At 69.7% G+C, this 23,173-nt stretch carries 26 protein-coding genes and 1 pseudogene; 7 read left to right on the plus strand and 20 right to left on the minus strand.

Translation table 11 applies throughout. From position 1 onward, the window contains the following. Window positions 1–3: 3 nt before the first annotated feature. From DMP23_RS21485 to DMP23_RS21550, 14 genes and pseudogenes are all read right to left on the minus strand, one after another. Window positions 4–2,077: pseudogene (locus DMP23_RS21485) on the minus strand (xanthine dehydrogenase family protein molybdopterin-binding subunit). Then, window positions 2,074–3,078: an FAD binding domain-containing protein gene (locus DMP23_RS21490; RefSeq protein ID WP_337822322.1), complete on the minus strand. Its 1,005-nt coding sequence runs from the start codon at window positions 3,076–3,078 to the stop codon at window positions 2,074–2,076. The pseudogene DMP23_RS21485 and the gene DMP23_RS21490 overlap by 4 nt, the downstream one beginning before the upstream one ends. Beyond that, window positions 3,075–3,626 carry a (2Fe-2S)-binding protein gene (locus tag DMP23_RS21495; protein WP_134734078.1) on the minus strand — a complete coding sequence of 184 codons (552 nt, stop codon included), beginning with the start codon at window positions 3,624–3,626 and terminating at the stop codon, window positions 3,075–3,077. Before DMP23_RS21495 ends, DMP23_RS21490 begins: the two co-directional genes overlap by 4 nt. A gap of 100 nt (window positions 3,627–3,726) precedes the next feature. Next, window positions 3,727–4,011 (minus strand): gas vesicle protein K, encoded by a 285-nt coding sequence (locus DMP23_RS21500; RefSeq protein WP_037818464.1) that lies wholly within the window; start codon window positions 4,009–4,011, stop codon window positions 3,727–3,729. 11 nt (window positions 4,012–4,022) lie between these two features. Next, entirely contained in the window at window positions 4,023–4,235 is a 213-nt protein-coding gene (locus DMP23_RS21505) for a gas vesicle protein (RefSeq protein WP_337822323.1), read from the minus strand. After that, the gene (locus DMP23_RS21510; RefSeq protein ID WP_337822324.1) at window positions 4,202–4,936 is read right to left on the minus strand and encodes a GvpL/GvpF family gas vesicle protein; all 735 of its coding nucleotides are present in this window, start codon (window positions 4,934–4,936) and stop codon (window positions 4,202–4,204) included. The genes DMP23_RS21505 and DMP23_RS21510 overlap by 34 nt, the downstream gene beginning before the upstream one ends. Then, on the minus strand, window positions 4,933–5,271 hold the full coding sequence (locus DMP23_RS21515) for a gas vesicle protein (RefSeq protein WP_037818467.1): 339 nt from the start codon (window positions 5,269–5,271) through the stop codon (window positions 4,933–4,935). Before DMP23_RS21515 ends, DMP23_RS21510 begins: the two co-directional genes overlap by 4 nt. Before the next feature lie 14 nt (window positions 5,272–5,285). Then, the gene (locus DMP23_RS21520) at window positions 5,286–6,305 is read right to left on the minus strand and encodes an SRPBCC family protein (RefSeq protein ID WP_337822325.1); all 1,020 of its coding nucleotides are present in this window, start codon (window positions 6,303–6,305) and stop codon (window positions 5,286–5,288) included. After that, complete coding sequence (locus tag DMP23_RS21525) at window positions 6,298–6,870, minus strand: hypothetical protein (RefSeq protein ID WP_275294054.1); 573 nt, start codon at window positions 6,868–6,870, stop codon at window positions 6,298–6,300. Before DMP23_RS21525 ends, DMP23_RS21520 begins: the two co-directional genes overlap by 8 nt. Window positions 6,871–6,883: 13 nt before the next feature. Continuing rightward, window positions 6,884–7,120 carry a gas vesicle protein GvpG gene (locus DMP23_RS21530; RefSeq protein WP_037818472.1) on the minus strand — a complete coding sequence of 79 codons (237 nt, stop codon included), beginning with the start codon at window positions 7,118–7,120 and terminating at the stop codon, window positions 6,884–6,886. After that, window positions 7,120–7,848: a GvpL/GvpF family gas vesicle protein gene (locus DMP23_RS21535; protein ID WP_337822326.1), complete on the minus strand. Its 729-nt coding sequence runs from the start codon at window positions 7,846–7,848 to the stop codon at window positions 7,120–7,122. The genes DMP23_RS21530 and DMP23_RS21535 overlap by 1 nt, the downstream gene beginning before the upstream one ends. After that, on the minus strand, window positions 7,845–8,288 hold the full coding sequence (locus tag DMP23_RS21540) for a gas vesicle structural protein GvpA (RefSeq protein ID WP_337822327.1): 444 nt from the start codon (window positions 8,286–8,288) through the stop codon (window positions 7,845–7,847). The genes DMP23_RS21535 and DMP23_RS21540 overlap by 4 nt, the downstream gene beginning before the upstream one ends. A gap of 18 nt (window positions 8,289–8,306) precedes the next feature. Continuing rightward, window positions 8,307–8,573: a gas vesicle protein GvpO gene (locus DMP23_RS21545; protein WP_037818560.1), complete on the minus strand. Its 267-nt coding sequence runs from the start codon at window positions 8,571–8,573 to the stop codon at window positions 8,307–8,309. 265 nt (window positions 8,574–8,838) lie between these two features. Continuing rightward, window positions 8,839–9,753, minus strand: a complete 915-nt coding sequence (locus DMP23_RS21550; protein ID WP_134667924.1) for a hypothetical protein — start codon at window positions 9,751–9,753, stop codon at window positions 8,839–8,841. Between the two features lie 186 nt (window positions 9,754–9,939). On the opposite strand from DMP23_RS21550, the gene DMP23_RS21555 reads away from it, so the two are divergent. After that, window positions 9,940–10,683 carry a trypsin-like serine protease gene (locus DMP23_RS21555; RefSeq protein WP_043834229.1) on the plus strand — a complete coding sequence of 248 codons (744 nt, stop codon included), beginning with the start codon at window positions 9,940–9,942 and terminating at the stop codon, window positions 10,681–10,683. A 102-nt stretch (window positions 10,684–10,785) separates the two neighbouring features. Here the strand turns inward: DMP23_RS21555 and ligD (DMP23_RS21560) are convergent, their stop codons facing one another. The 3 genes from ligD (DMP23_RS21560) to DMP23_RS21570 are packed head-to-tail and all read right to left on the minus strand — an operon-like array spanning window position 10,786 to window position 13,147. Next, window positions 10,786–11,649, minus strand: a complete 864-nt coding sequence (ligD, locus tag DMP23_RS21560) for a non-homologous end-joining DNA ligase (protein ID WP_275294078.1) — start codon at window positions 11,647–11,649, stop codon at window positions 10,786–10,788. After that, window positions 11,646–12,590, minus strand: a complete 945-nt coding sequence (gene ligD / locus DMP23_RS21565) for a non-homologous end-joining DNA ligase (protein WP_134734073.1) — start codon at window positions 12,588–12,590, stop codon at window positions 11,646–11,648. The genes ligD (DMP23_RS21560) and ligD (DMP23_RS21565) overlap by 4 nt, the downstream gene beginning before the upstream one ends. Further along, entirely contained in the window at window positions 12,587–13,147 is a 561-nt protein-coding gene (locus tag DMP23_RS21570; RefSeq protein ID WP_337822328.1) for a DNA polymerase ligase N-terminal domain-containing protein, read from the minus strand. Before DMP23_RS21570 ends, ligD (DMP23_RS21565) begins: the two co-directional genes overlap by 4 nt. Before the next feature lie 143 nt (window positions 13,148–13,290). Between DMP23_RS21570 and DMP23_RS21575 the strand changes: the two genes are divergently transcribed. The 3 genes from DMP23_RS21575 to DMP23_RS21585 all read left to right on the plus strand — a co-directional run bounded on the left by DMP23_RS21575 (window position 13,291) and on the right by DMP23_RS21585 (window position 17,952). Next, window positions 13,291–15,777, plus strand: a complete 2,487-nt coding sequence (locus DMP23_RS21575) for an ATP-dependent Clp protease ATP-binding subunit (RefSeq protein WP_337822329.1) — start codon at window positions 13,291–13,293, stop codon at window positions 15,775–15,777. Window position 15,778: 1 nt separating this feature from the next. Next, a complete protein-coding gene (locus DMP23_RS21580; RefSeq protein ID WP_337822330.1) occupies window positions 15,779–17,035 on the plus strand; it encodes a cation:proton antiporter in 1,257 nt (418 codons plus the stop codon). 575 nt (window positions 17,036–17,610) lie between these two features. Beyond that, window positions 17,611–17,952: a hypothetical protein gene (locus DMP23_RS21585; protein ID WP_037818481.1), complete on the plus strand. Its 342-nt coding sequence runs from the start codon at window positions 17,611–17,613 to the stop codon at window positions 17,950–17,952. A 60-nt stretch (window positions 17,953–18,012) separates the two neighbouring features. On the opposite strand, the gene DMP23_RS21590 is transcribed toward DMP23_RS21585, so the two are convergent. Together DMP23_RS21590 and DMP23_RS21595 are read right to left on the minus strand one after the other, a co-directional pair. Then, window positions 18,013–18,276, minus strand: coding sequence for a hypothetical protein (locus DMP23_RS21590; protein WP_337822331.1), 264 nt, complete (start codon window positions 18,274–18,276; stop codon window positions 18,013–18,015). A gap of 63 nt (window positions 18,277–18,339) precedes the next feature. Next, window positions 18,340–19,281: a glycoside hydrolase family 43 protein gene (locus tag DMP23_RS21595; RefSeq protein ID WP_337822332.1), complete on the minus strand. Its 942-nt coding sequence runs from the start codon at window positions 19,279–19,281 to the stop codon at window positions 18,340–18,342. A gap of 358 nt (window positions 19,282–19,639) precedes the next feature. Here DMP23_RS21595 and DMP23_RS21600 point away from each other — a divergent pair, with 358 nt between their 5' ends. The 3 genes from DMP23_RS21600 (at window position 19,640) to DMP23_RS21610 (ending at window position 22,154) form a co-directional block, all read left to right on the plus strand. Then, a complete protein-coding gene (locus tag DMP23_RS21600) occupies window positions 19,640–20,419 on the plus strand; it encodes a hypothetical protein (protein ID WP_337822333.1) in 780 nt (259 codons plus the stop codon). Window positions 20,420–21,084: 665 nt separating this feature from the next. After that, window positions 21,085–21,429: a hypothetical protein gene (locus DMP23_RS21605; RefSeq protein WP_037818484.1), complete on the plus strand. Its 345-nt coding sequence runs from the start codon at window positions 21,085–21,087 to the stop codon at window positions 21,427–21,429. A 368-nt stretch (window positions 21,430–21,797) separates the two neighbouring features. Beyond that, complete coding sequence (locus DMP23_RS21610; RefSeq protein ID WP_037818485.1) at window positions 21,798–22,154, plus strand: hypothetical protein; 357 nt, start codon at window positions 21,798–21,800, stop codon at window positions 22,152–22,154. A gap of 589 nt (window positions 22,155–22,743) precedes the next feature. Here DMP23_RS21610 and DMP23_RS21615 read toward each other — a convergent pair. Continuing rightward, window positions 22,744–23,076: a WGxxGxxG family protein gene (locus DMP23_RS21615; protein ID WP_337822334.1), complete on the minus strand. Its 333-nt coding sequence runs from the start codon at window positions 23,074–23,076 to the stop codon at window positions 22,744–22,746. Window positions 23,077–23,173 lie beyond the last annotated feature (97 nt).

Here is a 23,173-nt window from a genome sequence, read left to right on the forward strand (position 1 = left end):
TGCTCAGGGCAGTCCCGGCAGGAGCTTGTCGAGCGTGATCGGCAGGTCCCGCACCCGGACCCCCGTCGCGTGATGGACCGCGTTAGCGATCGCCGCCGCGGTCCCGACGATGCCGATTTCGCCGATTCCCTTGCTACCCATCGGATTGAGGTGCGGATCGGTTTCGTCGAGCCAGTCCGCGCGCAGGTCTTCCACGTCCGCGTTGGTCGCGATGTGGTACTCGGCCAGGTCGTGATTGACGACATGCCCGAACCGAGGGTCGAGGACGCTGTTTTCGTGCAGCGCCATCGACAATCCCATGACCATGCCGCCAAGCAGCTGCGAGCGCGCGGTGACCGGGTTGACGATCCGGCCGACCGCGAACGTGCCGTGCAGCCGCGACACCCGGACTTCGCCCGTGTCGGCGTCGACGCGCGCCTCGGCGAACTGTGCTCCGAACCCGTACGTCGAGTATTTCTTGTCGTCCGGGTTTCTCGGGGTGTCGGCCTGTGCCTCGTCGCCGTCACCGGGGTCCGAGCCGTATTTGTCCCGGAACGCCTCCGCGGCCGCGACCACTGCGGAACCCCACGAAGCGGTTCCGGTCGAACCGCCGGCCACCGTGGCTTTGGGGAGATCGGTGTCGCCGATCCGGACGTCGACGGAATCGACGGGCACGTCCAGTGCGTCCGCCGCGATCTGCGGCAGGATCGTCCACGCGCCCGTCCCCAGGTCGGCCGCGCCGATTTCGACGGTATAGCGGCCCTTCTCGTACCGGATCGTCGCGCTCGATCCGGGCATCCGCTTCGCGGGGTACACCGAAGCCGCGACTCCGCTGCCGACCAGCCATCGCCCGTCTCGGCGACCACGCGTCCGGGAGTCCCAGCCGAAGCGTTCGGCTCCGGTGCGCAGGCATTCGACCAAGTGTCGGCTAGAGAACGGGAGGCCGGTTTCCGGATCCTCCTCCGGTTCGTTGCGCACCCGCAGTTCAATCGGGTCAATGCCGAGCGCTTCGGCGAGTTCGTCCATCGCGACTTCCGGGCCGAACATTCCCGGGCACTCCCCCGGCGCGCGCATCCACGACGGCACCGGCACGTCGAGCCGCGCGAGCCGGTGACTGGTGGCCCGGTTCCGCGCGGCGTACATCATCCGCGCGGGCACCGCGGTCTGCTCGGCGAATTCCTTGATCCGCGAGGTCTGCTCGACGACGGCCATGTCGAGCGACTCCAGCCGTCCGTCGCGGTCGGCGCCGAGGCGGACCCGCTGGATCGTCGGCGTGCGGTACCCGGCCAGGCTGAACATCTGCTGCCGGGTCAGCGCGAGCTTCACCGGACGGGCCCGGCACAGTCCGGGCGGCCAGCGCGGCGAGCACGACGTTGGCGTGCGGCATCCCCTTCGAGCCGAAACCGCCGCCGATGTAAGGGCAGATCACCCGGACGCGCTCGGCGGGCAGGCCGAAGGTCTTCGCCACGGTGGACCGTACCGAGTGGACGCTTTGGGTGGAATCCCACAGCGTCAGCACGCCGTCGTCCCACAAGGCCGTCGTCGTGTGCGGTTCGAGCGGGTTGTTGTGGTACATCGCCGTGGTGTAGGTCTGGTCCACGGTCACTGCGGACGCGGTCTCGAGGTCGCCCTCGCTCGTGTCGGTCGCGAAGCTCGGGTTGACCTTGTCCGGCTGGTACAGGTCGGGATCGTCGGCCTTGAGCTCGGCGGCGAAGGGATCGGTCTCGTATTCGACGTCGACGAGTTCCGCCGCGTGCCGCGCGGTTTCGGACGACTCGGCCAAGACCAGCCCGATCACCCTGCCGCGAAACGGTACTTCACAATCCTGCAGCACCGCGAGTTCCGCGTCGTCGGTGTCGGCGAGCCGCTCGGCGGTGAAGGGAGTGATCAACGCGCGGACACCGTCGAGGGCTTCCGCTTCGACGCCGCTTATCCGCAGGCAACGGCCGCGGGCGATGGCTGCTTGAATCGGATGGCAGTACAGCGGTGCTTCGGCGGGGTGTTCGTAGGCGTACGGCGCGGTTCCGGTGACTTTCGCCGGACCGTCGCGGCGGGTGAGCCCGCGTCCGATCGCCCGGGGTTCGAGCAGTCCGGTCATCGGTCGCGCTCCTCGGTGGTCAGGTCGCGCAGCACCGCGGTCAGGGTGCGGGCGGCGAGCGGGATCTTGAACGCGTTCCCTCCGTCGAGGCCGTCCAGCGCCTTGGCGTCCGCGAGTTCAGCATCGGCTGCCGTGCGGAAGACGTCCGCGCTAGGCCGGTTGCCGCGCAGGACTTCCTCGGCCCGCTGGGCGCGCCAGGGTTTGTGCGCTACGCCGCCGAAAGCCAGCCGGACTTCTTCGATAACACCGTCTGAAATGGACAGTCCAACTGCGACAGAGACGAGCGCGAATGCGTAGGAGGCTCGGTCGCGCACCTTGCGATAGGTCGAACGACGCGACCAGGAAGTGGCGGGCAGCGTGATGTCGGTGATCAGTTCGCCGTGTTCGAGGACGGTGTCGCGTTCCGGGTGCTCACCGGGGAGGCGGTGCAGGTCCGCGAAGGGCAGCGTCCGCTCTCCGGACGGGCCGAGCACGTGGACGCGCGCGTCGAGCATCGCCATCGCCACTGCCATGTCGGAGGAATGCGTCGCGACGCACTGTTCGGACGCGCCGAGGATCGCGTGATGGCGCGTGTAGCCGCCGAGGGCCGAGCAGCCGGTGCCGGGTGAACGCTTGTTGCACGGGGTCGTGACGTCCTGGAAGTAGACGCATCGGGTGCGCTGCAACGGGTTCCCGCCGACGGTGGCCATGTTCCGCAGCTGCGGCGACGCTCCGGACAGCAGCGCTTCGGCCAGCACTGGATACCGTTCCCGGACCCGCCGGTCGGCCGCGAGGTCGCTGTTGCGGACGCCCGCGCCGATCACCAGTTCGCCGTCGTTCTCGCGGATCTCGGTCGACATCAAGCCGGTCACGTCGACGATGCGCTCCGGGCGTGCCACCCCCAGTTTCAGGTGGTCGACGAGATTGGTGCCGCCGGCGAGGAACATCGCGGACGGTTCGGCCGCCACTGCCCGCACCGCCTCGGCCGTGGTCGCCGGTTTGCCGTACGCGAAGGGCTTCATCGCTGCTCTCCCGCCTCGCGGATCGCCGCGACGATCCCCGCGTAGGCACCGCAACGGCAGAGGTTTCCGCTCATCCGCTCGGAGATTTCCTCGTCAGTCCATTGCGGAGTGTCGGCCACCGACTTAGTGACGTGGCTGGGCGCTCCGTCGCCGAACTCGGCCAGCAATCCGGCCGCGGAACAGATTTGGCCGGGCGTGCAATAGCCGCATTGGAACCCGTCATGGTCCACAAACGACTGTTGCAGCGAATGCAGCTCGCCGTCCTCGGCCAGGCCAGCGGCTGTCGTCACTTCGGTGCCGTCGCAGGTGAGCGCCAGGGTCAAGCACGACAGGACTCGGCGGCCGTCGAGCAGAACCGTGCAGGCCCCGCACTGGCCGTGGTCGCAGCCCTTCTTGGCGCTGTAGTTGCCGATCTGCTCCCGCAGCAGATCCAGGAGGGTGCGGCGCGGGTCCACGGCGAGCCGGTGCTCGGTCCCGTCGACGCGCAGCGCGATCGTCCGGACCGCACTGGCGGTTTCCGGGATAGGTTCCGTCTCGGCCGGTCGCATACCGCCGCCATACCCGCTCACCCCGCGCCCAAACCTCTGCCTGGTCGAGGGCAGGTTGCCGGCTCCCCTGCCGCCGTGGACCGCGACCACACGCACTCGCTCACAACAGCGTCCCCAACGGGCCGAGGTCGAGGTTCAAATCCGCGGCGGAAAGGTCGTACCGGTCCCGGAGTTCGGTCAGCCGTTCTTCGAGCAGCATCAGGGTCAGGCCGAGGCGTTCCTCCTGCGCCTCGGTCAGCCCGCCCTCCTCGACGCGGCGCAGGGCCTGGCGTTCCATCAGCTGCCGGAGCAGTTCGATGATCGTCAGGACCAGCTTCATCAGGTCGCGTTCCACCGTGTCCGCGTCGGTTTCGAGGCGGGTGGCCAGCGCGTCGGCCTTGGGCATCGGCCCTCCTTTCACCAGGGCGCCGGGCAGTCTTCGCGGACCGAGGTGATCAGCGCGCGCAGGGAGATGTGCACCAGATCGACCTCGGCGACCGACAGCACCCGGTCGCCGGTGAGCACCACGCCCCCGGCGAGCAGCCGGTCCAGCAGGTCGACCAGGGCGAGCCGGTCGGTTTCCTCGACCGCGCCCGTCACGAGATCCCCGCGAAGGAGTACGGGGCCCACGGGCCGGTGACCTCGACCTCGACTCCGGCGACCTCCGATTGCCGCAGGTCCGCGAGCCGCTCCAGGAAGCGTTCGCGGCCGGCGTCGGGGACCAGGCAGGCCAGGTTGAGGATGTTGCGGTCGGCGCGGCCGGTGAGGGCGGGGTCCTGGGTGCGGTGCCGGTGGAGGTCCGCGGACAGCTCCGCGAGTTCCCGCTCGATTCGCTCGGCGACCGCGAGCGCCTCGTTCGTCCGGGTGTCCCGCGCTTGGCGTTGGCGGAGTCGTTGGCGCAAGTAGGACCGTCCGTCGGCGGGCGCTTCGGCGGCGGGCTCTTCGGCAGCGCGGAGCGAGGCGAAGACCTTCACGCCCCATTCGGCGTGATCCCGGACCCGGCGCAACGCTTCCGAGAATTGCGCGGAATGCTCGGCGAGCATTTCCCGGACCCGGCCCTCGTCGCGGTAGATCGTCGCCATCCGCAGCGGCAGCACGCCCGCCCGACGGCTCACCTCGTCCACGACGGCGTTGTGCGCTCGGGCGATTTCTTCCAGCCACGGAAGGTGCTGCAAGGACGCTTCGTCGAACCCTTCGTCCGGAGCCGGGCTGGCCAGCGCGGTCAGCCCGGCCTCGGAAATGGCGGAAACCGGCTGCTCGCGGAGCCCGGCAATGCCCTCCGCCGGGTTTTCCGCGGCGAATTCCGTGACTGCGTAGCAATACCAGCTCATTGTTCCGCTCGCTCTCCCCGCGCGAGTTCGAGTTGCGCGCGCAGTCGTTCGTTCTCCTCGAGCAGATCCTTGCGCTGCGAGCCCGAAGACAGGGACGGGTCGTGCTCCCACCAGTCGATGCCCATTTCCTTGGCCCGCTCGACCGACGCGACCAGCAACCGCACCTTGATGGTCAGCAGCTCGATGTCGAGCAGGTTGACCTGGATGTCCCCGGCGATCACGATGCCCTTGTCCAGCACCCGTTCCAGGATGTCGGCGAGGTTCGCGCCGCCGCCGGAACCGCCCGGGCGGGACACGGCGGCCGGTCTCCCGGCGGCCAGGCTGGACTCGCTCATCTGCTGCCTCCTCGTCACCGCGCCGCGACGGCGCGGCGGCCCCGAGGACGTTCGTCCTCGGGTTCGTCGTCTTCCTCTTCGTCTTCCTCGTCGAGGTCGTCCTCGTCTTCCTCGGGAAGGTCTTCGTCCTCGGGCTCGTCGTCGCGGTCCTCTTCCTCGCGCGGTTCGTCCTCGCCGCCGTCCTCGCCCTCGTCGTCCCGCACCTGCTCCGGGGAGCGCACGACCTCGCCGTCGCGGATCTCGCCGCGCCAGCCGTCGCCCGAGGCCTCCCCCGCCATCGTGATGAACCGGCGGAAGTGCTTGAGGTCCAGCCGCGCCCGGCGGCCCTGCGCGCGCCAGATGTTGCCGGTCTTCTCGAACAGCCCGGCCGGGTAGTACTCGATGACCAGCAGGACCTTCGTCAGGCTCGGGGCGAGTTCGTGGAAGGTCACGACGCCCTTGATCGTGCCCTTGGCCCCGTCGGTGGTCCACGCGATCCGCTCGTCGGGGATCTGTTCGGTGATCGTGGCCTTCATCGACCGATTCGACCAGAAGATCTTGAACCGCCACTGCGACGTCGTGTCGTCGGTCTGCTCGGCGCTCGTGACGCCCTTGGCGAAACTGCTGAACTTCTGGAATTCGGTCCACTGGTCGTACGCCTCGCGGACCGGCACGCCGATGTCGATGTCCTCGATGATGTTGATGATCTTCTTGCCGCCGGACCCTTTGCCGCGCTTGCCGAACAGCCCCGACACCGAGTTCTTGAGAGCGGTGCCACCGGCCTCGACGGCCGCCCGCACCGGGGATCTCCCTTCGGCGATCTTCTCGCCCGCGCTGAACAATCCCTTCAGCGAGCCGCTGCCGCCCGCGTCGACCAGCCGCCGGGACGCCTCGCCCAGTTTGCTGCCCGCCGAGGACATCACCTGTTCGGCCTTCGCCTGCGCGTATTCCTCACCGGCATGCAGCAGTTGTTCCGTCGCAGGGTTGCGCGAGGCCAGTTCCCGAAGCTTCGCCAGGGGACCGAGTTCGTCTTTGTCAGAACGGGATTCAGCCACGGTTCACCCCCGAGGTGCCCGAGGAGCGCTTCTGCGTACGGCCGCCCGAGGACGTCCGTTTCCGCGAAGTCGAACTCGACGAACTGCCGGACGACTTGCGCGACCCTTGCGTCGCACGCGGTTTCGCCGGACGTTTGCGCGCACGGGGCCGGGTTTCGCTTTCTTCCGCACCGCCGTCCTCGTTGTCGTCGGCGTCTTCCGGCTCCTGATCGTCCGAGTCGTCGCGACCGCTGACCGCCGCCGGCAGACCAGCGGCCTTGTCCCGCAGGGTGTCGGTGTGCTCTTGCAGCGAACTGGCCAGCCGCCCCGCTTGGTGCGTCAGGATGTCCGCGGCCAGGGTCTTGCCCGCGCCCAGCACCTCGTCCCGCACCTGATCGCGGACCCCGGCCAGTTCGGGCGACGAAGCCAGCTCGCGCGTGACATCCGACAGCAGCTTCTTCGGGTCCAGGTTCAGCTTCCGCCCGACGAGCCAGGCGCCCATGGTGATCGCCAGTTTGGCTTTTTTCCGTCTCCCGAGCACGTAACCGCCGACCACGGCGGCCGCGACCTTCATTCCCGGTGTCATCTGTTCGCTCCGTTCATCCGGCAACCCCCCGGTCGAATTCTTCGAGCAGATCGAGTATTTCGTCTTCTCTGCGGTCGAACTCCTCTTCGGTGATCCCGCCGGCCACCAGCTCCTTTTCCAGCGCAACGAGCTCCCGTTGCAGCTGCGCGATCTGCTCCTGCTCGGCGGCGTCGACGACCTGCCCGGTCACCCAGACCACGCCCCGCACCGGCGCCAGCGGAAGCAGGAGAATCTCGCCGAGCAGTCCCACTATTCGTCCTCGGTAAAGCTGTACGGAGGCAGCGGTCCTTGTGCGCGGACCTCCGCCACTTCCTCGACCAGGGTCGTCAACCGCTGCACCGCGTCCTGGAATTCCGCCAATTTCTGCTGCGGCACCAGGAACGAGCAGTTGAAAAAGCATCCGTCGACCCGCGGTCCCGGAGCATGCTCGGACGCCAGCGGAAGCAGGTAGCTCAGCACCGCGTTGGCGTCCTCGCCTTCGCGTTCCTCCAGCCGTCCGGCGACCAGTTCGCCGAACCGCACCTGCTCCGCCTGCCCGCGACCGGCGTCCTCCCGCAAGGTCGCGGCCAAGTTCCGGATTTCCTCGTCCCCGGCGAGAATCTGGCCGAGGACGGCCCCTTCCCGGTGCGAGACTTTGACGTTCATCTCCACGTGTCCACGGACGCGTTGCAGTGCAGCCGTGTACACCTCGGCTTTCGCCGCGATCTCCTCCGCGACAGCGGTGTCGTCGTCCGCGACGACACCGAAGCGCATCGGCAGCGTCGGCCCCTTTTCGCACAATGCCTGCAAGATCTCTTGGTGGGCAAGAAGATCTCGGCGCTTCGCCCGCAGTTCACCCTCGACATCGCCGACCACCGCACGGAGCTCGTCCCCGGCCGCCAGCACCCGCGCGGGCGACGGCGACGGCCCGACGCCGCGCAGATCGCCCACTTCCGCGGGATGATCGGCGAACGTGATGCCGTACAGATAAGTGCTCATTCGCTCGACCTCGCACTGCTGCGCCGGCTGCGAGCGCGCGGCCGTTCTTCGGGCTCTTCGTCCTTCTCGTCCTTGTCGCTGGACTTCTGGAACTGCTCGGCGAACGTCTCGACCGCACCGGTCAACGCGCCTTTGGACTTCCCTTTGGCGCCTTTCTCGGTCACCTCGCCCAGCAAGTCCGGCAGCGTCGTGGCACTCGAAGCACGGGTGAGATCCAGCCGGTTGCACGCTTCGGCGAACCGCAGATAAGTGTCCACACTGGCCACGACGATCCGTGCGTCCACAGTGAGCAATTCGATGCCCACCAGCGAAACCCGCACGAACGCGTCGATCACGAGACCCTTGTCCAGGATCAGTTCGAGGATGTCGTAGAGGTTTCCGGTGCCCGGCCTGCGTTGCAGCTGGCCGTTCTGGCCCTGCCGTCCGGTCGCCATGGTCATGAAATCGCCTTCCCTTCCTCACGCGTCGATCTGGCCGCGCGCGTACTTCCGGACCTGCTCGTAGCCGAGGAAGCCGCCCTGTGCGTCGACCCGCACGCAGTACGTGGCCATCAGGCTGGTGGTGTCCGGAACCCGTTCCAGCTCAAGCACTTCGACCAGCAGCTTCCATCCGTCGCCGTCCCGGGTGAACGCCGACACGGATTCGATGTCCTTTTCGGTCAGCTCCTCGAACACCGCACGCGCGTCGCGCATGAGCCCGGCGGGCGACCGGCTGTTTTCAGCCATCACGCCTCCGGCCGTCGTCGCGTCCACTCTCGCCAGGCCGATGAAACATGTGGAGTCGGCTACCCCGGGTGCTCCGGCCAAAACTGCCTACTCGCCAGGAACATCGAAATTGCGCCGAACAGCGCAGCGCCGCCCACCAGTCAGCGCAGAATCGAACGCTCAGTAGCGGACCGCGCGCGAAGCGCTCTGTTCCCAACGGAAAGCACTGTCTGTCCAAGAAGGACAAACCGCGGCCGTCCGCAGTGGATCGCGGACGGTCACGAAATCACCACCGCCACCGCATTCCGTGAATCCCGGCCGCCTGTCCGGTCCGGATCACGTGGGCGGGCACGCCGGGCCGCAACCGGACCTCGGCGGTCTCCTGCTCCGGACCGGACGGCGAGTCCTGCCGGTAGGCCACGCATTCCGCGGGCAGCGCCGCGGGATCGAAATGCACTTCCAGCAGGTGTTCCGCGATCGGCAGCCGGAACCGCCGGTCGTAGCGCGAATCCGGTTCCTCGTCGCGGAACGCGAACCGGTACTCGACGATCCCCGTCTCGCCAGGAGCCAGCGGATGGTCGAGGACGAGTTCAGTCACTGAGAACGCCTGTTCCGGCGTCGTCCGCACGACGCCGGGCCGGCAATACCGCGCGGACACCAGCGCCGGCGACTGCCCGGGCGTGAACCCGCGCAGCGCGACGATGCGCACGAACGCCGGTTCGTCCAGCGCCCGCAGCACTTCCCGCACGTGGAGACCGCGCATCCGTCCCGCGGCGTCGACGTGCAGGGTTTCGTGCACGCTGACCGATTCCGGCGAAGAGTCCTCGAACGAGTTCAGCACCATCGGAAGCAGGCTGCGGTTCTCCCACAACCGGTCCCAGCGCGCCGCGCGCGGGGCCGGGGAGCCGGTGCGCGGCCGGTCCAGCAGCGCGCGCAGCGTCCCCGGCGGGACGTCCAGGACCGGCTCGAGCAAAGCCAGTGCCCGCAACGATTCCGGCCGTTCCGGACGGCTGCGCCCGGTGCGCCAGGAGCTGAGCGTGGTCGTGCTGACCGGCACGCCCGAGGCCGCGAGCCGTTCGCGCAGCCGCGCCAGCCCGAGGCCGCTGCGCTCGATCGCCAGCGTCAGGGCGCGTTCGAAGGGCCCCTCGGCCAGTGCCTTGGCCAGCCGCTCCCCGCCCGGAGCCGGGGCGAACAACCGCATTTCGCCTCTCCTGGAAAAAACGGACCGGTCGAGACGGATTCTCGGCATCCGTTCACCGGTTGGCAACCCGCCGAAAGTCGCGTCGCCGCCGCTTGCCCGCCACCGGCGGTTCGGCGGATTCCGCCGCCCGGCCGCGCTGCTTACGTTCGGAAGCGTCCCCATCGGAAACTGTCCCCAAGGAGCGACATGCGCGCACTCACCCGGGCCCTCGCCGTGCTGACCGGTTCCTGCGCGGTGCTCGGCGCGTTCGCCGTGACCCCCGCGTCCGCGAGCCCGACGGCCCCCGCCGCCCAGCCGTCGATCATCGGCGGCAGCACCGCGCAGAACCCCGGCTACATCACGCGCTTCAACGGCCACGCGAACGGCTACACCTTCTTCTGCACCAGCACCCTGATCGGCAGCCGCTGGGTCCTCACCGCGAAGCACTGCATGTACGACAACAACGGACAGCGCCTCACCGACATCGACCTGTACATCGGTTCCAACAGCGCCAGCGGCGGCGTGCACGCCAAGGCCGCCTCCACCTACGTCTACTCCGGCGGCGACCTGGCGCTGATCAAGCTGAACACCGACGGCGGCAGCACGTACGCCCGCCTCGCCAGCAGCTCCGACGACGCGCAGGAAGGCGACAGCGCCACCGTGTACGGCTGGGGCGCGACGCAGAGCACCGACGAGGGCCACCACCAGTCGAGCGTGCTGAAAAAGGCCGAGGTGACGATCTCGAACACCCAGGACAGCGACAACTCCGGCGGACCGGCCATCACGGCGAGCACCCCGAACGGCGCGGTGGCGGGCGGCGACTCGGGCGGTCCGATGGTCGACGGCGGCATCCAGGTCGGGGTGTGCTCCACCAGCGACCGCTCCAGCGTCACCACCTACGGCAGCGTGGCCGCCGGGCGGGACTGGATTCAGCAGGTCTCCGGGGTCTGATCGCCGCGGGCGCTGGTGCACGTCGTCCGTGAAGGGCTCCTTGAAGGAATCTGATTCCCCCAAGGAGTCCTTCACGGACAGCCCGGTGGCGGGAAAGGCGGGTCAGCTGAGCTTTTCCAGCGCCTTCTCCGCTGATCCGGCGTCCTTCTCCATTCCGCGCCACGGGTCGTCCTTGCGCGCCAGCCGCCGGTGCAGCTTGTCCGGGCCCCAGCCGTTCGGCTCGGCCTTGCCGAGTTCCGTCCAGTCCAGCGGGGTCGCCGACGCCGCGCCGGGGCGGGCGCGCAGGGAGTACGGGGCCACGAACGTCTGGGCGTAGCCGTTGCGGTTCGCGTCCACGAAGACGCGGTCGCCGCGCCGGTCCTTGCGCTGGGCGGTGGTCAGGTGCTCCGGGTCGGCCGCGGCGATGCGGTCCGCCAAGGCTCGGGAGAGTTCCAGGACCACGTCCGTGGTCGCCGTGGCGTCGAGGGGCGCCACGACGTGGAAGCCGCGTCCGCCGGTGGCCTGGAGGTACGCGGCGAGACCGGCGTCGGCGTAGTGGTCGCGGATGCGGCGGGCTGCGGTGCGCAGGTCGGCGACGTCGGTGCCGTCCGGCGGGTCCAGATCGAGCACCAGCAGGTCCGGCCTCTCCGGAGCGTCCACAGTAGACAGCCAGACGTGGAACTCCACCGTGCCCTGGTCCGCCAGGTACAGCAGGGAATCCTCGTCGTCGCACACGACGTACTCGTCGGTCCCGCCGCCCCGGCGCGGCACGCGTTCGGTGCGCAGCCACGACGGGAAGTGCTCGCCCGGATGCTTCTGGAACCACCCCTCGGACTCGATGCCGTCCGGGTACCGCCGCAGCGTGAGGGGGCGGCCGCGCAGGTGCGGCAGCATCGCGGGCGCGACCGTGCGGTAATGCTCGACGACGTCGCCCTTGGTGAGACCGTCGGCGGGGTAGAAAACCTTGTCAGGATGGGAAATCTTCACGGGTGCTCCCGGATCACGTCGGACGGCTTCTTGTCCTCGCGCAGGCCGGTGAACCTCGGGTGCCGCAACCGGCCGTCGCGGGTCCACTCGGAGAACCCGATCTGGGCGACCAGCTCGGGCCGCACCCAGCGCGCACCCGGCTCTCGCACCGGATCGGCGAACGGCGAACCGTCCGTTTCGCGCCGGACCAGTTCGGCGTGCAGCGAGGTCAACAGCCGGTGGTCGAACCCGGTGCCGACTTTGCCCGCGTACCGCAGCCGCCCCTTCTCGTGGTAGCCCAGCAGCAGCGCGCCGAAACCGATGCGGCTGCCCTGCGGGGCGGTGAACCCGCCGATCACCATCTCCTGCCCCTGCTGGCACTTGAACTTCAGCCAGTCCGGCGAGCGGCCGTGGTGGTACGGCGCGTCGGCGCGTTTCGCGATCACGCCCTCCCAGCCGCGGCGGCACGCCTCCTCGAAGTACTTCTCGCCCTCGGTGTTGCGGTGCGAGGACAGGCGGAGCGGGTCTTTGAAGGTGAAGGCGTCGCGCAGGATCGACTTGCGCTCGCGCAGGGGAAGCGGCGTGGTGTCCTGCTCGTCGTAGTACAGGAGGTCGAAGAGGTAGTAGTACACGCGCACGCCGGTCGCGCGGGCGCGCTCCGGATCGGTCAGGTGGATGCGCGGCTGGAGCGCGGCGAAACTGGTCTGGTCCCCGTCGAACGCGACGATCTCCCCGTCCGCGACGAATCGCGGTCCGCCTTGCGCGGCAAGGGCTTCCACGATCTCGGGGTACGCGTTGTCCATCACCTTGCGGTTGCGGGAGTACAGCGTGGGCGTGCCGCCGTCGCGCACGCAGATCGCGCGTACGCCGTCGAGCTTGCGCTCGTAGATCCAGTCCTCGTCGGAAAAGCGGCGGTCGGTGAGGGTGGCGAGGGTCGGCTCGCGCCAGCCAGGACCAGTCATTCGAGGTCCCGGTTGGTGCGTCCGGTGAGCACGGATTCGAGCTGGGTCTTCGCGGGTTTGCGGCGGCGGTCGGCGCCCTCGTCGTCCTTTTTGATCAGCAGCCACTGCTCCTGGCCGGAAGAGTCGCGGCGGATCAGGGAGAAGGCGCCCTTCAGCTTCTCGCCGTGCAGGCAGACCTTGAGATGGCCGTCTTCGAGGGCTTGGTCGGCCGGGTCGTCGGTGAGCACGTCGAACGGGCCGGTGTCCCACACGATCACGGTGCCGCCGCCATACTCCTCGGCGGGAATGGTGCCCTCGAACCGGGCGTAGTCGAGCGGGTGGTCCTCGGTGCGGATGGCGAGCCGCCGGTCCGAGGAATTCAGCGACGGACCCTTCGGCACCGACCACGAGACGAGGACGCCGCCGATCTCCAACCGGAAATCGAAGTGCAGGCTGCTCGCGTCGTGCCGCTGGACGACGAACACCGGTTCGGCGTTCCCGCGGCCCCCGCTCGGCTCCGGGGTCCGGCGCGGGTCGCGTTTGGCGCGGTACGCGGCCAGCCGGTCCTTCGAGGACATCCCACCACCTCCGACCGCCCGGGTGCCCGCACGCCGGGAGCGCGAAACGTGCGGCCTGGAGGCACGACCGGCGGCGCCCGTTTACCGGCGCGGGCAGCGGGTAAGCGGACTCCTGACCCCGATTCCGAGATGTGAGCGCTCCGATGACCGGATTTTTCCCGCCCGGCCAGGGCAACAGCCCCTTCGACCAGTTCCTGTCGCAGTTCTTCGGCCAGGCCGCGCCCGGCCGCCGCGGCTACTCGGTCGACGTGGCGCGCCTGCTCACCGACCAGGCCCGCGGGCTCGTCGCGGAGGCGGCGGACCGCGCGGGCGCGTGGGGCGGGCGGCACGTCGACACCCAGCACCTGCTGTGGGCCGCCACCCAGCTGCCCGCCACCGCGCAGGCGCTGACCCGCGCCGGGGTCGACCCGGCCAAGGTCGCCGGGCGCGTCGAACGCGACCACGCCGCCAACGGCGAAACCACGGCGACCGCGCTGGCACCCGGTGCGAAACGCACGCTGATCGACGCCCACCAGCTCGCCCGCGGGCTCGGCTCCCCGTTCATCGGCCCCGAGCACCTGCTGGCCGCGCTCGCCGCCAACGAGGAGTCCGAAGCGGGCCGCATCCTGCGGGAAGAAGGCGTGACCACCGACCGCCTCCGGCAGGATTCCGCCGCGGACAGCCCCACACCGCTGCAGGACACCCCGACGCTCGCCCAGTACGGCGAAGACCTCACCGCCCGCGCCCGCGAAGGCCGGATCGACCCGGTGATCGGCCGCGACGACGAGATCGAGCAGACCGTCGAGGTGCTTTCCCGCCGTACCAAGAACAACCCCGTGCTGATCGGCGAGGCGGGCGTCGGCAAGACCGCGATCGTCGAAGGCCTCGCGCAGCGGCTCGCCGACGACGACGTGCCCGACATCCTCAGCGGCCGCCACGTCGTGCAGCTCGACCTCACCGCGATGGTGGCCGGCACGCGCTACCGCGGCGATTTCGAGGAGCGGATGTCCGCGCTGCTCAAGGAGATCCGCGAGCACGGCGACCAGCTGATCGTGTTCGTCGACGAGCTGCATACGATCGTCGGCGCCGGCGCGAGCGAGGGCAGCGGCGGCCAGGGCGCCGGGAACATGCTGAAACCGGCGCTCGCGCGCGGCGAGCTGCACATCGTCGGGGCGACCACACTCGACGAGTACCGCACCGGCATCGAACGCGATCCGGCGCTGGAACGCCGGTTCCAGCCGATCCTGGTGCCCGAGCCGACCGTCGAGGACGCCGTGTCGATCCTGCACGGCCTCCGCGACCGCTACGAGGCCCACCACCAGGTCCATTACACCGACGACGCGCTGCGGGCGGCCGTCGACCTGTCCGACCGGTACCTGACCGAACGGTTCCTGCCGGACAAGGCGATCGACCTGATCGACCAGGCCGGGGCTCGCGTCCGGCTGCGCGCGCGGACCAAGCCCGACGGCCAGCGCGAGCTGCAGGCCAGGCTCGACCAACTGCAGTGCGAGAAGGACCAGGCCGTCGCCGAGGAGGATTTCGAACGCGCGTCCTCGCTCCGCGACGAGGCAGCTGACGTGCGGAAACGTCTCGAACAACCCGTCGAGCGCCCGGGCGGCCCGGTGGAGGTCACCGACGCGGACATCGCCGAGGTCGTCTCCCGGCTGACCGGCGTGCCCGCGACGCGGCTCACCGAGACCGAGCGGGAGCGCCTGCTCGGCCTGGAGGAGCACCTGCACGACCGCGTGATCGGCCAGGACGACGCCGTGCGCGCGGTCGCCGAGGCGGTGCGGCGGTCCCGCGCCGGGCTCGCGGAGCCCGACCGGCCGTTCGGCAGCTTCCTGTTCCTCGGCCCCACCGGCGTCGGCAAGACGGAACTCGCGCGGGCGCTGGCCGAGGCGCTGTTCGGCGACCAGGACAGCATGGTGCGCATCGACATGAGCGAGTACTCCGAGCGGCACACCGTCAGCAGGCTGATCGGTTCGCCGCCCGGGTACGTCGGGTACGAGGACGCCGGCCAGCTCACCGAGGCGGTGCGGCGCCGTCCGTACTCCGTGGTGCTGCTCGACGAGGTCGAGAAGGCGCATCCGGACCTGTTCAACGTGCTGCTGCAGGTCCTCGACGACGGTCGCCTCACCGACGGCCGCGGCCGCACGGTCAACTTCGCCAACACGGTCCTCATCATGACCAGCAACCTCGGCTCGGACCTCGTCGGCAGCTCGTCCCACGGCGCGCTCGGCTTCGTCCAGCCCGCCGACGGCGACGGCGACCAGCTGCGCGAACGCCTCATGCGGCGGCTGCGCGAATCGTTCCGCCCGGAGTTCCTGAACCGGATCGACGAGATCGTCGTCTTCCGCCGCCTGGAAGCCGGCCAGCTCGACCGGATCACGGAACTGCTGCTGGAGCGCACGAAACGACGGGCGCACGCGCAGGGCCTCACCGTCGAGTTCACGCCGGAGGCGGTGCGGCGGATCAGCGAACTGGGCTACGAACCGCAGTTCGGCGCGCGGCCGCTGCGGCGGGCGATCCAGCGGTACGTGGACAACCCGCTGTCGAGCCGGCTGCTGTCCGGCGACGTCGCGCCCGGCACCGCAGTGCGCGTGGACGCGGGCGACGAGGGACTTCGCTTCGACACCTCAGCGACCGCCTGAGGTGCCGCCGCTCCCGGTCCTGTTCGGCGTCGCCGGACTGCTCGCGCTCGCCGCGGCCGTGCTGCCGAAACTGGTCGCCGACCGCCCGTTCTCCACCCCGCTGGTGATGGTGCTCGCCGGGCTGCTGCTCGGCCTGCTGCCGCTGCCCTACCTCGGCGACTGGGCTTCGCCCGCCCAGCACGCGGACGTGGTGGAATCTTTCACCCAGCTCGGCATCGTGCTCGCGCTGGCGGGTGCGGGCCTGTCCGTGGACCGGCCGTTCGGGCTGCGAAGATGGATGTCGCCGTGGCGGCTGCTGTTCGTCGCGATGCCGCTTTCGATCGCCGCGGTCGCCCTGCTCGGCTGGTGGTGGCTCGGGCTCGCGCCCGCCGCCGCGCTGCTGCTCCGCTCCGCGCTCTCCCCCACCGACCCGGTACTCGCGGGCGACGTCGGAGTCCCCGACCCCGGTGTGGAGCCGGATCTGGCGCGGGACAACGAGATCCGCTTCACCCTCACCACCGAAGCGGGCCTCAACGACGGTCTCGCGATGCCGTTCGTCCTCGTCGCGCTGCTGCTAGCGGGCACCCACGTGTCGATCGGCACCGATGTGCTGCTGCCGCTGCCGATCGGGGTGCTGGTCGGGCTCGCCCTCGGCCGGCTCCTGGCGTGGGCGTTCTTCCGCATCCCGTCGTCGCGGTTCCGGCTGGCCGAATATTCCGACGGATTGGTGCTGCTGGCACTGGCCTTCCTGCCGTTCGCGGTGGCGGAACTGCTGCACGGCAACGGTTTCCTCGCCGTGTTCACCGCAGCCGTGTGCGTGCGGACCAGTGAGCGTTCGCACGGCTACCACGAGGTTCTGCACACCTTCGGCCGCCAGCTCGAACGGCTCTTCGTCGCCATCACCCTGCTGGGTCTGGGCTTCGCCCTCGGCGACGGCCTGCTGCGCGGGACGACCCTGCTCGAAGTCCTCTTCGCGGCCGTCGCGGTGTTCGTTATCCGGCCGCTCACCGGGGTCGGTTCCCTCATCCGCTCCCCCGCCCGCGGACGCGCCGCGCTCGCGATCGCGTTCTTCGGCGTGCGCGGCATCGGAACGCTGTACTACCTCGCCTACGGACTCCACCAAGCCAACCTGCCGGGCGCCGACCAGCTGTGGCGGGTGGGCGCGCTGGCCGTGGCGCTTTCCGTGCTGATACACGGGATTCTGGCCGCGCCGGTGATGCGCCGGGTCGAAGAACGGGGCGCGCACGTGCCGCGGCACCTTCCGGAGGAGACCGGATAGTCCGCTTTCCCGGCCCGGAAAACCGCTTCCCCCATTGGGTTACGGAAATCCCGGTCAGAGAATCGCGACCCGACACGATGGTGGAACGAAGTGGAAGCCGCCCGCTTCGCGCCAGTAGGTTTCCCGACGCACCCCAGGACCGGCACTTCGCCCGACGTGATCGCCCATCCCGCTAGGAGCGCTTCCCATGCTGAACAACCCCGGTTTCGCGCCGGGCACAGTCGCGTCCGCAACCCCCGGCTCGCTCGGAATACAGCGCGAGCTCCGCACACAGCACCACTGATCCTTCGCACCCGGCCGGACGCGCAACCGGCCGAGGCGCGAAGTCCGGCAGTTCGCCTCCGCGTCGTCCGTGCCCGCTCGGGCCGGGACCTGCCCGACATTCCCGGGCCGGCCCCGGCGGGCCCGCGACGCGGAGCGACGCCGGCCGGGCGGGACCGGTGCAGCACTGCCCAGGGGCGCACCGGCCCCGTCCGGAGCACGAACCCCGTTCGCCCGGCCGCGATCCCGGATTCGCGGCCCGTTTTCTTCCCGCCGAAACGCGGCGGGTTGTTGTTGGCAAGGAGTTTTCACCAGTGATCAAGCAGCTCGGTTTCGTCGCCACGGCGCTCGCCGCGGGCATGGCCGTCCTCGGCGGATCGGCTTCCGCGGCCGGGGGCACGGCGACGGGCGACCCGGTCGACCAGGTCGGCCTCGGCAACGTGCACAACCTGGACGCGGTGCACAACCTGAACCTCGTCGGCGGCGTGTGCGACAACAACGTCAACGTGCTCGGCGTGCAGGTCCCGGTGCGCGACGTCGCGCAGGGCATCAACGTTCCGGTGCTGTCACCGGGCGAGAACGAGGCCGCGGGCAAGTCGCCGTACAACTGCGCCTCCGGAACGATCGTCGACGGCGGCTCGGCTCAGGGCCACTGACGCCGGCCTGACAGCGGCCGCCGCGGAGCATCTGCCCCGCGGCGGCCGTTTCCCCTGTGCTCAGCCAAGTTGCGGGACGTCGCCCGGGAAACTGATCGGCAACCGATACAGCCCGCGCGCCTGCCGCCCGCCGTTGAGCCAGCCGTGGAAATAGATGTTCCCCTCGACCACGTCCGCGCCGCCCGGTCCGTCGACGGCGCCGCCGAGCCGTTCAGTGGAGAGAAACGGCGCATCCGCCTTGACGAAGGTGCCAGCGAGCGTCGGCGCGGTGGCGTAACCGGTGTGGTAACCGGAACTGTCGACGGCGGCTCCGCTCAGGGCCACTGACGCCGGCCTGACAGCGGCCGCCGCGGAGCATCTGCCCCGCGGCGGCCGTTTCCGCTGTGCTCAGCCAAGTTGCGGGACGTCGCCCGGGAAGCTGATCGGCATCCGGTACAGCCCGCGCGCCTGCCGCCCGCCGTTGAGCCAGCCGTGGAAGTAGATATTCCCGCCGACCACGTCCGCGCCGCCCGGCCCGTCGACAGCGCCGCCGAGCCGTTCAGTGGAGAGAAACGGCGCGTCCGCCTTGACAAAGGTACCGGCGAGAGTCGGAGCGGTGGCGTAACCGGTGTGATAGCCGGAACTCTGGAACGTGTCGGCGGAGTAGAAAAGCACGTACCGGGAAGGCGTCTTCACCATCGTCGGTGCCTCGACCACGTTCTTCTCCGAGCCGAGGTCCGCGCGCAGCAGTTCGGTGCGGGGACCGGACAGCGATCGTCCGTCCGGGCTCAGCTTCTGCGAAAAGATCGCGGCGGGCGGGCCCGAGGCGGAGCCATTCGCCTTGTACAGCAGGTACCGGGTGCCGTCGGCGTCGAGGAAGGTTTGCGGATCGATGTCGCCGCCGTCCTCGGGCACGCACACGAGCGGCGCGTCGCCGTCCGGCTGGTACGGGCCCGCGGGCTGTGCGGAAGTCGCCGTGCCGAGGCACATCGGCCCGTTCGGGAGGCGCGTCGCGGCGAAGTACAGCACGAAGGTGCCGTCCGCCGCCTCGGTGACGTCCGGGGCCCAGAATCCGCCCTCCGGCTTCGCCCACTTCGGCACGGCCGCGAGCGCGTCGCCGACGATCCGCCACGGGCCTTCCGGCGCGGGCGCGCTCGCCACCGGGACCTTGCCGGACCCGGTGGTCGTCGAGAAGGCGAAGTATCCCGAGCCGGTCTTGACGACGTCGGGGTCCGGAAAGTCCTGTCCCAGCAGGAGCTGCGGCGCGCTGGCAGCCGACGCGGCCGGACAGTGGGCGAAGCTGAGCAGAACGGCGGCGAGCGCGGCACCGGCCCGGCGTAAGGAACACATGCCCTCGATTGTCTTTGCCCGCTAACGACATCGCCCGCTCGTCGCGGGGTTGCCACTGGGAAGGGTGTACGCCGCGCCTCCCGATCCGGTGAACCGCGCGGAAACCTCCGTCACCCTGGCGTGAAAGGCGGTTTACCTTGCCGGGAAAGGATTTCCCCAGGTTAACTCCGGTTTTTCGCCGCTGCCGAACGAAAGCGCGGGCACCCGGGCGGGCGGATCGCTTTCCGGAGCCGGCAATTCGCGCGGGACCAGGGGTAACGTCAGTCCGGCCCGGCGCAACGCCGGTCGTCCCAGCGCTCGTTCGCGGCTCCACGTCTTTCATTTCGGGCGCTTTCCCTTGGAAAGGAAACGAACTGTCATGTCGATGAAACGGACGTTGCTGTCCGGCTTGATCCTCGCTCCGCTGTGCCTGGCCCTGCCCGGGACCGCCGCGGCCGCCGAGGGCCCCGGCGACACAATGCCGCTCACCACGGGCTGGTGGCCCAACCAGTCCAGCAGCGAGGAGGAGTCGGCCGTGTTCGCGGGGATCGGCGGCGCGGGCGTGCTGCACCACGAGTCCGGCGTCGACGAGTGGGGCAACCGGTGGAGCGAGCACGACGGCAGCCTCGCGGGCATCGGCGGCGCCGCTGTGCTGCACGGGTCGCGGGAAACGAGCGGGGACGTCGTCCGTCCGCTTTGGCCCGCGCAGGACGCGGTGCACACCCAGGCCTCGGCCCCGGTTTCCTCCGCTGTCCGCTCGGCGACCCCGGGCAAGGAGCACGTCGTGACCCCGGTCAAGGCCGCCCCAGCATCGCGGGCCAAGAAAGCCGCGGCGCGGACTGCTGACGCTGCCCCGGTGCGCAAAATCCGCGAGGCATCCCGGGACTGGGGTTCCTCGTATCACGACGAAGCCACGTCAGCCGGTCCGGAAGGGGCCGCCTCGGCGCAGGTGAGCAGCCACGCCGGACGCGACCACGCCTGGTACAGCGCATCGGAGCTCGCCGCGGGCCCGGACAGCGCCACTTCGGCCGGAGTAGCCGCGCTCGCAGTGCCCGGAGCAGTGGGATACCGGACCTGGGACGTCGGGGCCGGTCCGACGGGCGCGTACAGCCACTCGACCGAAGCCGCGGCGGACGTCCGGGAGCCTGACCTCGACTGATCCGTCGAGCACGACCGGAATCACGGCGGAGGGCTGGTGCGAGCGCACCAGCCCTTTGCTGTGCATTACGCACAGTAGTTGCTGATCGGACAAAACAGAACTCAGGACCCTCCGATCGTGAAGTTTCGCCCCCGAAGGAGCTGGGTAACCAGCGCAATTTCCTGACCGGCCGAAAAGACACTCTTCGGAATGCTTTCCCGGAAATTGCGTGCTTTCTCCCCGGACCGCCCGATATTGTCGAGACTGCCGGGAGCGAACCGACCCCGAACCGTTTCGCTCCCGGCACTGGGGATGCGGCATCGGCCGCGCCTGGCGGACATTCCGCCGGAACACACCGGAAGCAGAGGAGATCGTGGTTCAGAATTGCGGCGAGCTTTCCGCTCATTTCGCCGGATCCCGTGGCCACGGCAGTCCTTCTCAGCGTTTTCCGCAGCCATCGGAGGCCGTGCCGGACGGAGCCGCGCGGCCTCGCCCGACGGCCGGTTTCCCTTGCGCCGGGCCGGTTTCCGCCGCGTCCGGCGCATCCGTACTATCGGCAGCGGTTCAGCCAAGAGCCGCGGAAGGACGCGCCCGCGAGGTGCCGTCGCCCTCGGCCGTCTTTCCCCGCTGATGCCCAGCTTTTTTCGCGCGGGCGGACGAACTCCGCCCGCGGACTCGGGGGAGGAATGGACAGTCACCTGATGATCGGCGCCCCGGGCGCCACCTACACCCCGCGCCTGGTCGCCATCGCCGGCGACCGCCTTATCCATCCGGCCGACCCGCGCAACGACCTCGCGCGGATCGTGCTGCGCTGGGAACGGGCGTGGGTCCCGGAAACGTGGGCCGCGCGGCAATACTTTGCGGCCCTTGGCATCGGCGACGACGAAGCGCCGCGCTACACCGACCAGGACGTCACCGGCTGGCTGCTGCTCCAGCCGCGGCCGGGGACGCTCGCCGCGCAAGTGCGCTCGAGCGAACTCGACGTCGCCACCGCTCTCGCGGCGGAAGCGGAGGCCTGGCCCGCGCGGTAGCAACGGTTTCCGGAAGCTCTGCGCCGCCGTCCCCGGCGGCGCAGAGCCCTTTCGCGTGCACGGAATATTCTGATCTCCGGAGAATGCGCATATTCCGCTGGGCTCGATGTTTGACCGGCGAGGAGAAGCGAATGTTGTTGGCCCCATTACAATAGCGCTCCCGGATAAACCCGAAAGAGACCTTGCAGCCCGGTCAGCGGATCGGCGGCCGACACGATGGTGGCGAGAGGTGGAAACGACTCCGGAATGCCAGTACGTTTTCCTCATCCGGCCGCGGAGCACACACCTTCATTGCCGCGACCGCTGACGCAATCGTCAGAGTCCGCGATCGGCATCGCCGGTCGCCGAAATTCCCAGAGGAGTTCTGAATGCTGAAGAAGATCGGTCTCGTGTCCGGCGCGATGGCAGCGGGCGCGTTCCTGTTCGGCGGCATCGCGGCCGCCGACACCGCGGACGGCCACCACCACGGGCACCACCACGGCGGACCCGGCCAGGTCGGCTTGGTGAACCTGAACAACACCGACGTGGCGCACAACGTCAACGGCACGCTCGGCCTGTGCGGCAACGACGTGAACGTCCTCGGGGTCCAGGTCCCGGTCCGCAACTCGCTGAACGGCATCGGCGTGCCGATCCTGTCGCCGGGCGAGAACAGCGCCTCCGGCCAGTCCCCGTACAACTGCGCCTCGGGCGCCGTCGTCGACGGCGGCAGCGTCCAGGGCGGCTGAGCCTCCTGCCGAGGCCGCCCGCTGTGTGTGCGGAAAGCAGGCCGAGGCACGGAGTCCGACGGTTCGCGTCAGCGTCCTGAGGTGCGTGCGGAGCGCGGAAAGAGCTGCACACTCCAGTTCCGCGCCCCGGACGGCCCCGACGCCCCGCGACGTCGGCACGGGTGGGACCGGTGACCCTGGCTGAGGCAATGCCGGTCCCACCCGGCGTGTTCGACACGGTAACCCACTTCCGCCGCCCCGGCGACTGCTGCCCCGGGGCGGCGCTTTTTCGTGCGGACACCGCTGCCCGAGGCGGCGCTTTTCGTGCGGACGCTGCTGCCCGGGATGGTGCTTCTCGTACGGACACTGCTGCCCGGGGCAGTGTTTTTCGTGCGGACAACTCGTTTCCGGCGGCCGCTCCACGCGCTGGCGGCCCGCATCACTCCCGGCCGGCGCGTTCACCAGGTACGAGCGCGGAATCACCGTGCCGGACAGCGGTTTCTTCGTGCGCAAGGGAACGGCCCGAGCAATCGAGCCGTTCCCGCACAGCAACTTTCGTCAGCGAGGCGGGAGCCCGCTGCGGCCCTCCCCGCCTAACCGGAAGTCAGCCTCACACCCCCGGCGGCTCACGTCGCGGACCAGCGGGAGGATAGGTATTCGCGGGCGGAGCCTGCCGATCCGGCGCGGCCGGATATCCCGCCATCGCGCCTGGTTTCGGACCGCGGCGCACCAGACCCGCGAGACCGAGCAGGCCCACTAACCCGAGCAGACCCCACAACCCGTTGTTGCCGTTGTCGTGGTCGTCATTGGCGGTGTCGCCGGTGTTCTGCGCTTGCGCGGTCCCAGGCGCCACGACGGCGGCCTCGGCGGTCCCGGCCCCGGCGAGCGGGATCGCGGCCGCGGCAACGAGAGCGCAGATCTGGCGGCGTACTTGAGCGGTCATCGGGAATTCCCCTTTCGAATGATGCGGATGAACTGGCCTCGACGCTCCCGGACGGTCCGCACGGCCGAGGCGGCCAACTGACGAGCCGTCTCACTCA

Origin of the sequence: Amycolatopsis sp. A1MSW2902, assembly GCF_017312175.1 — a bacterium.
Taxonomy (GTDB): domain Bacteria; phylum Actinomycetota; class Actinomycetes; order Mycobacteriales; family Pseudonocardiaceae; genus Amycolatopsis; species Amycolatopsis nivea.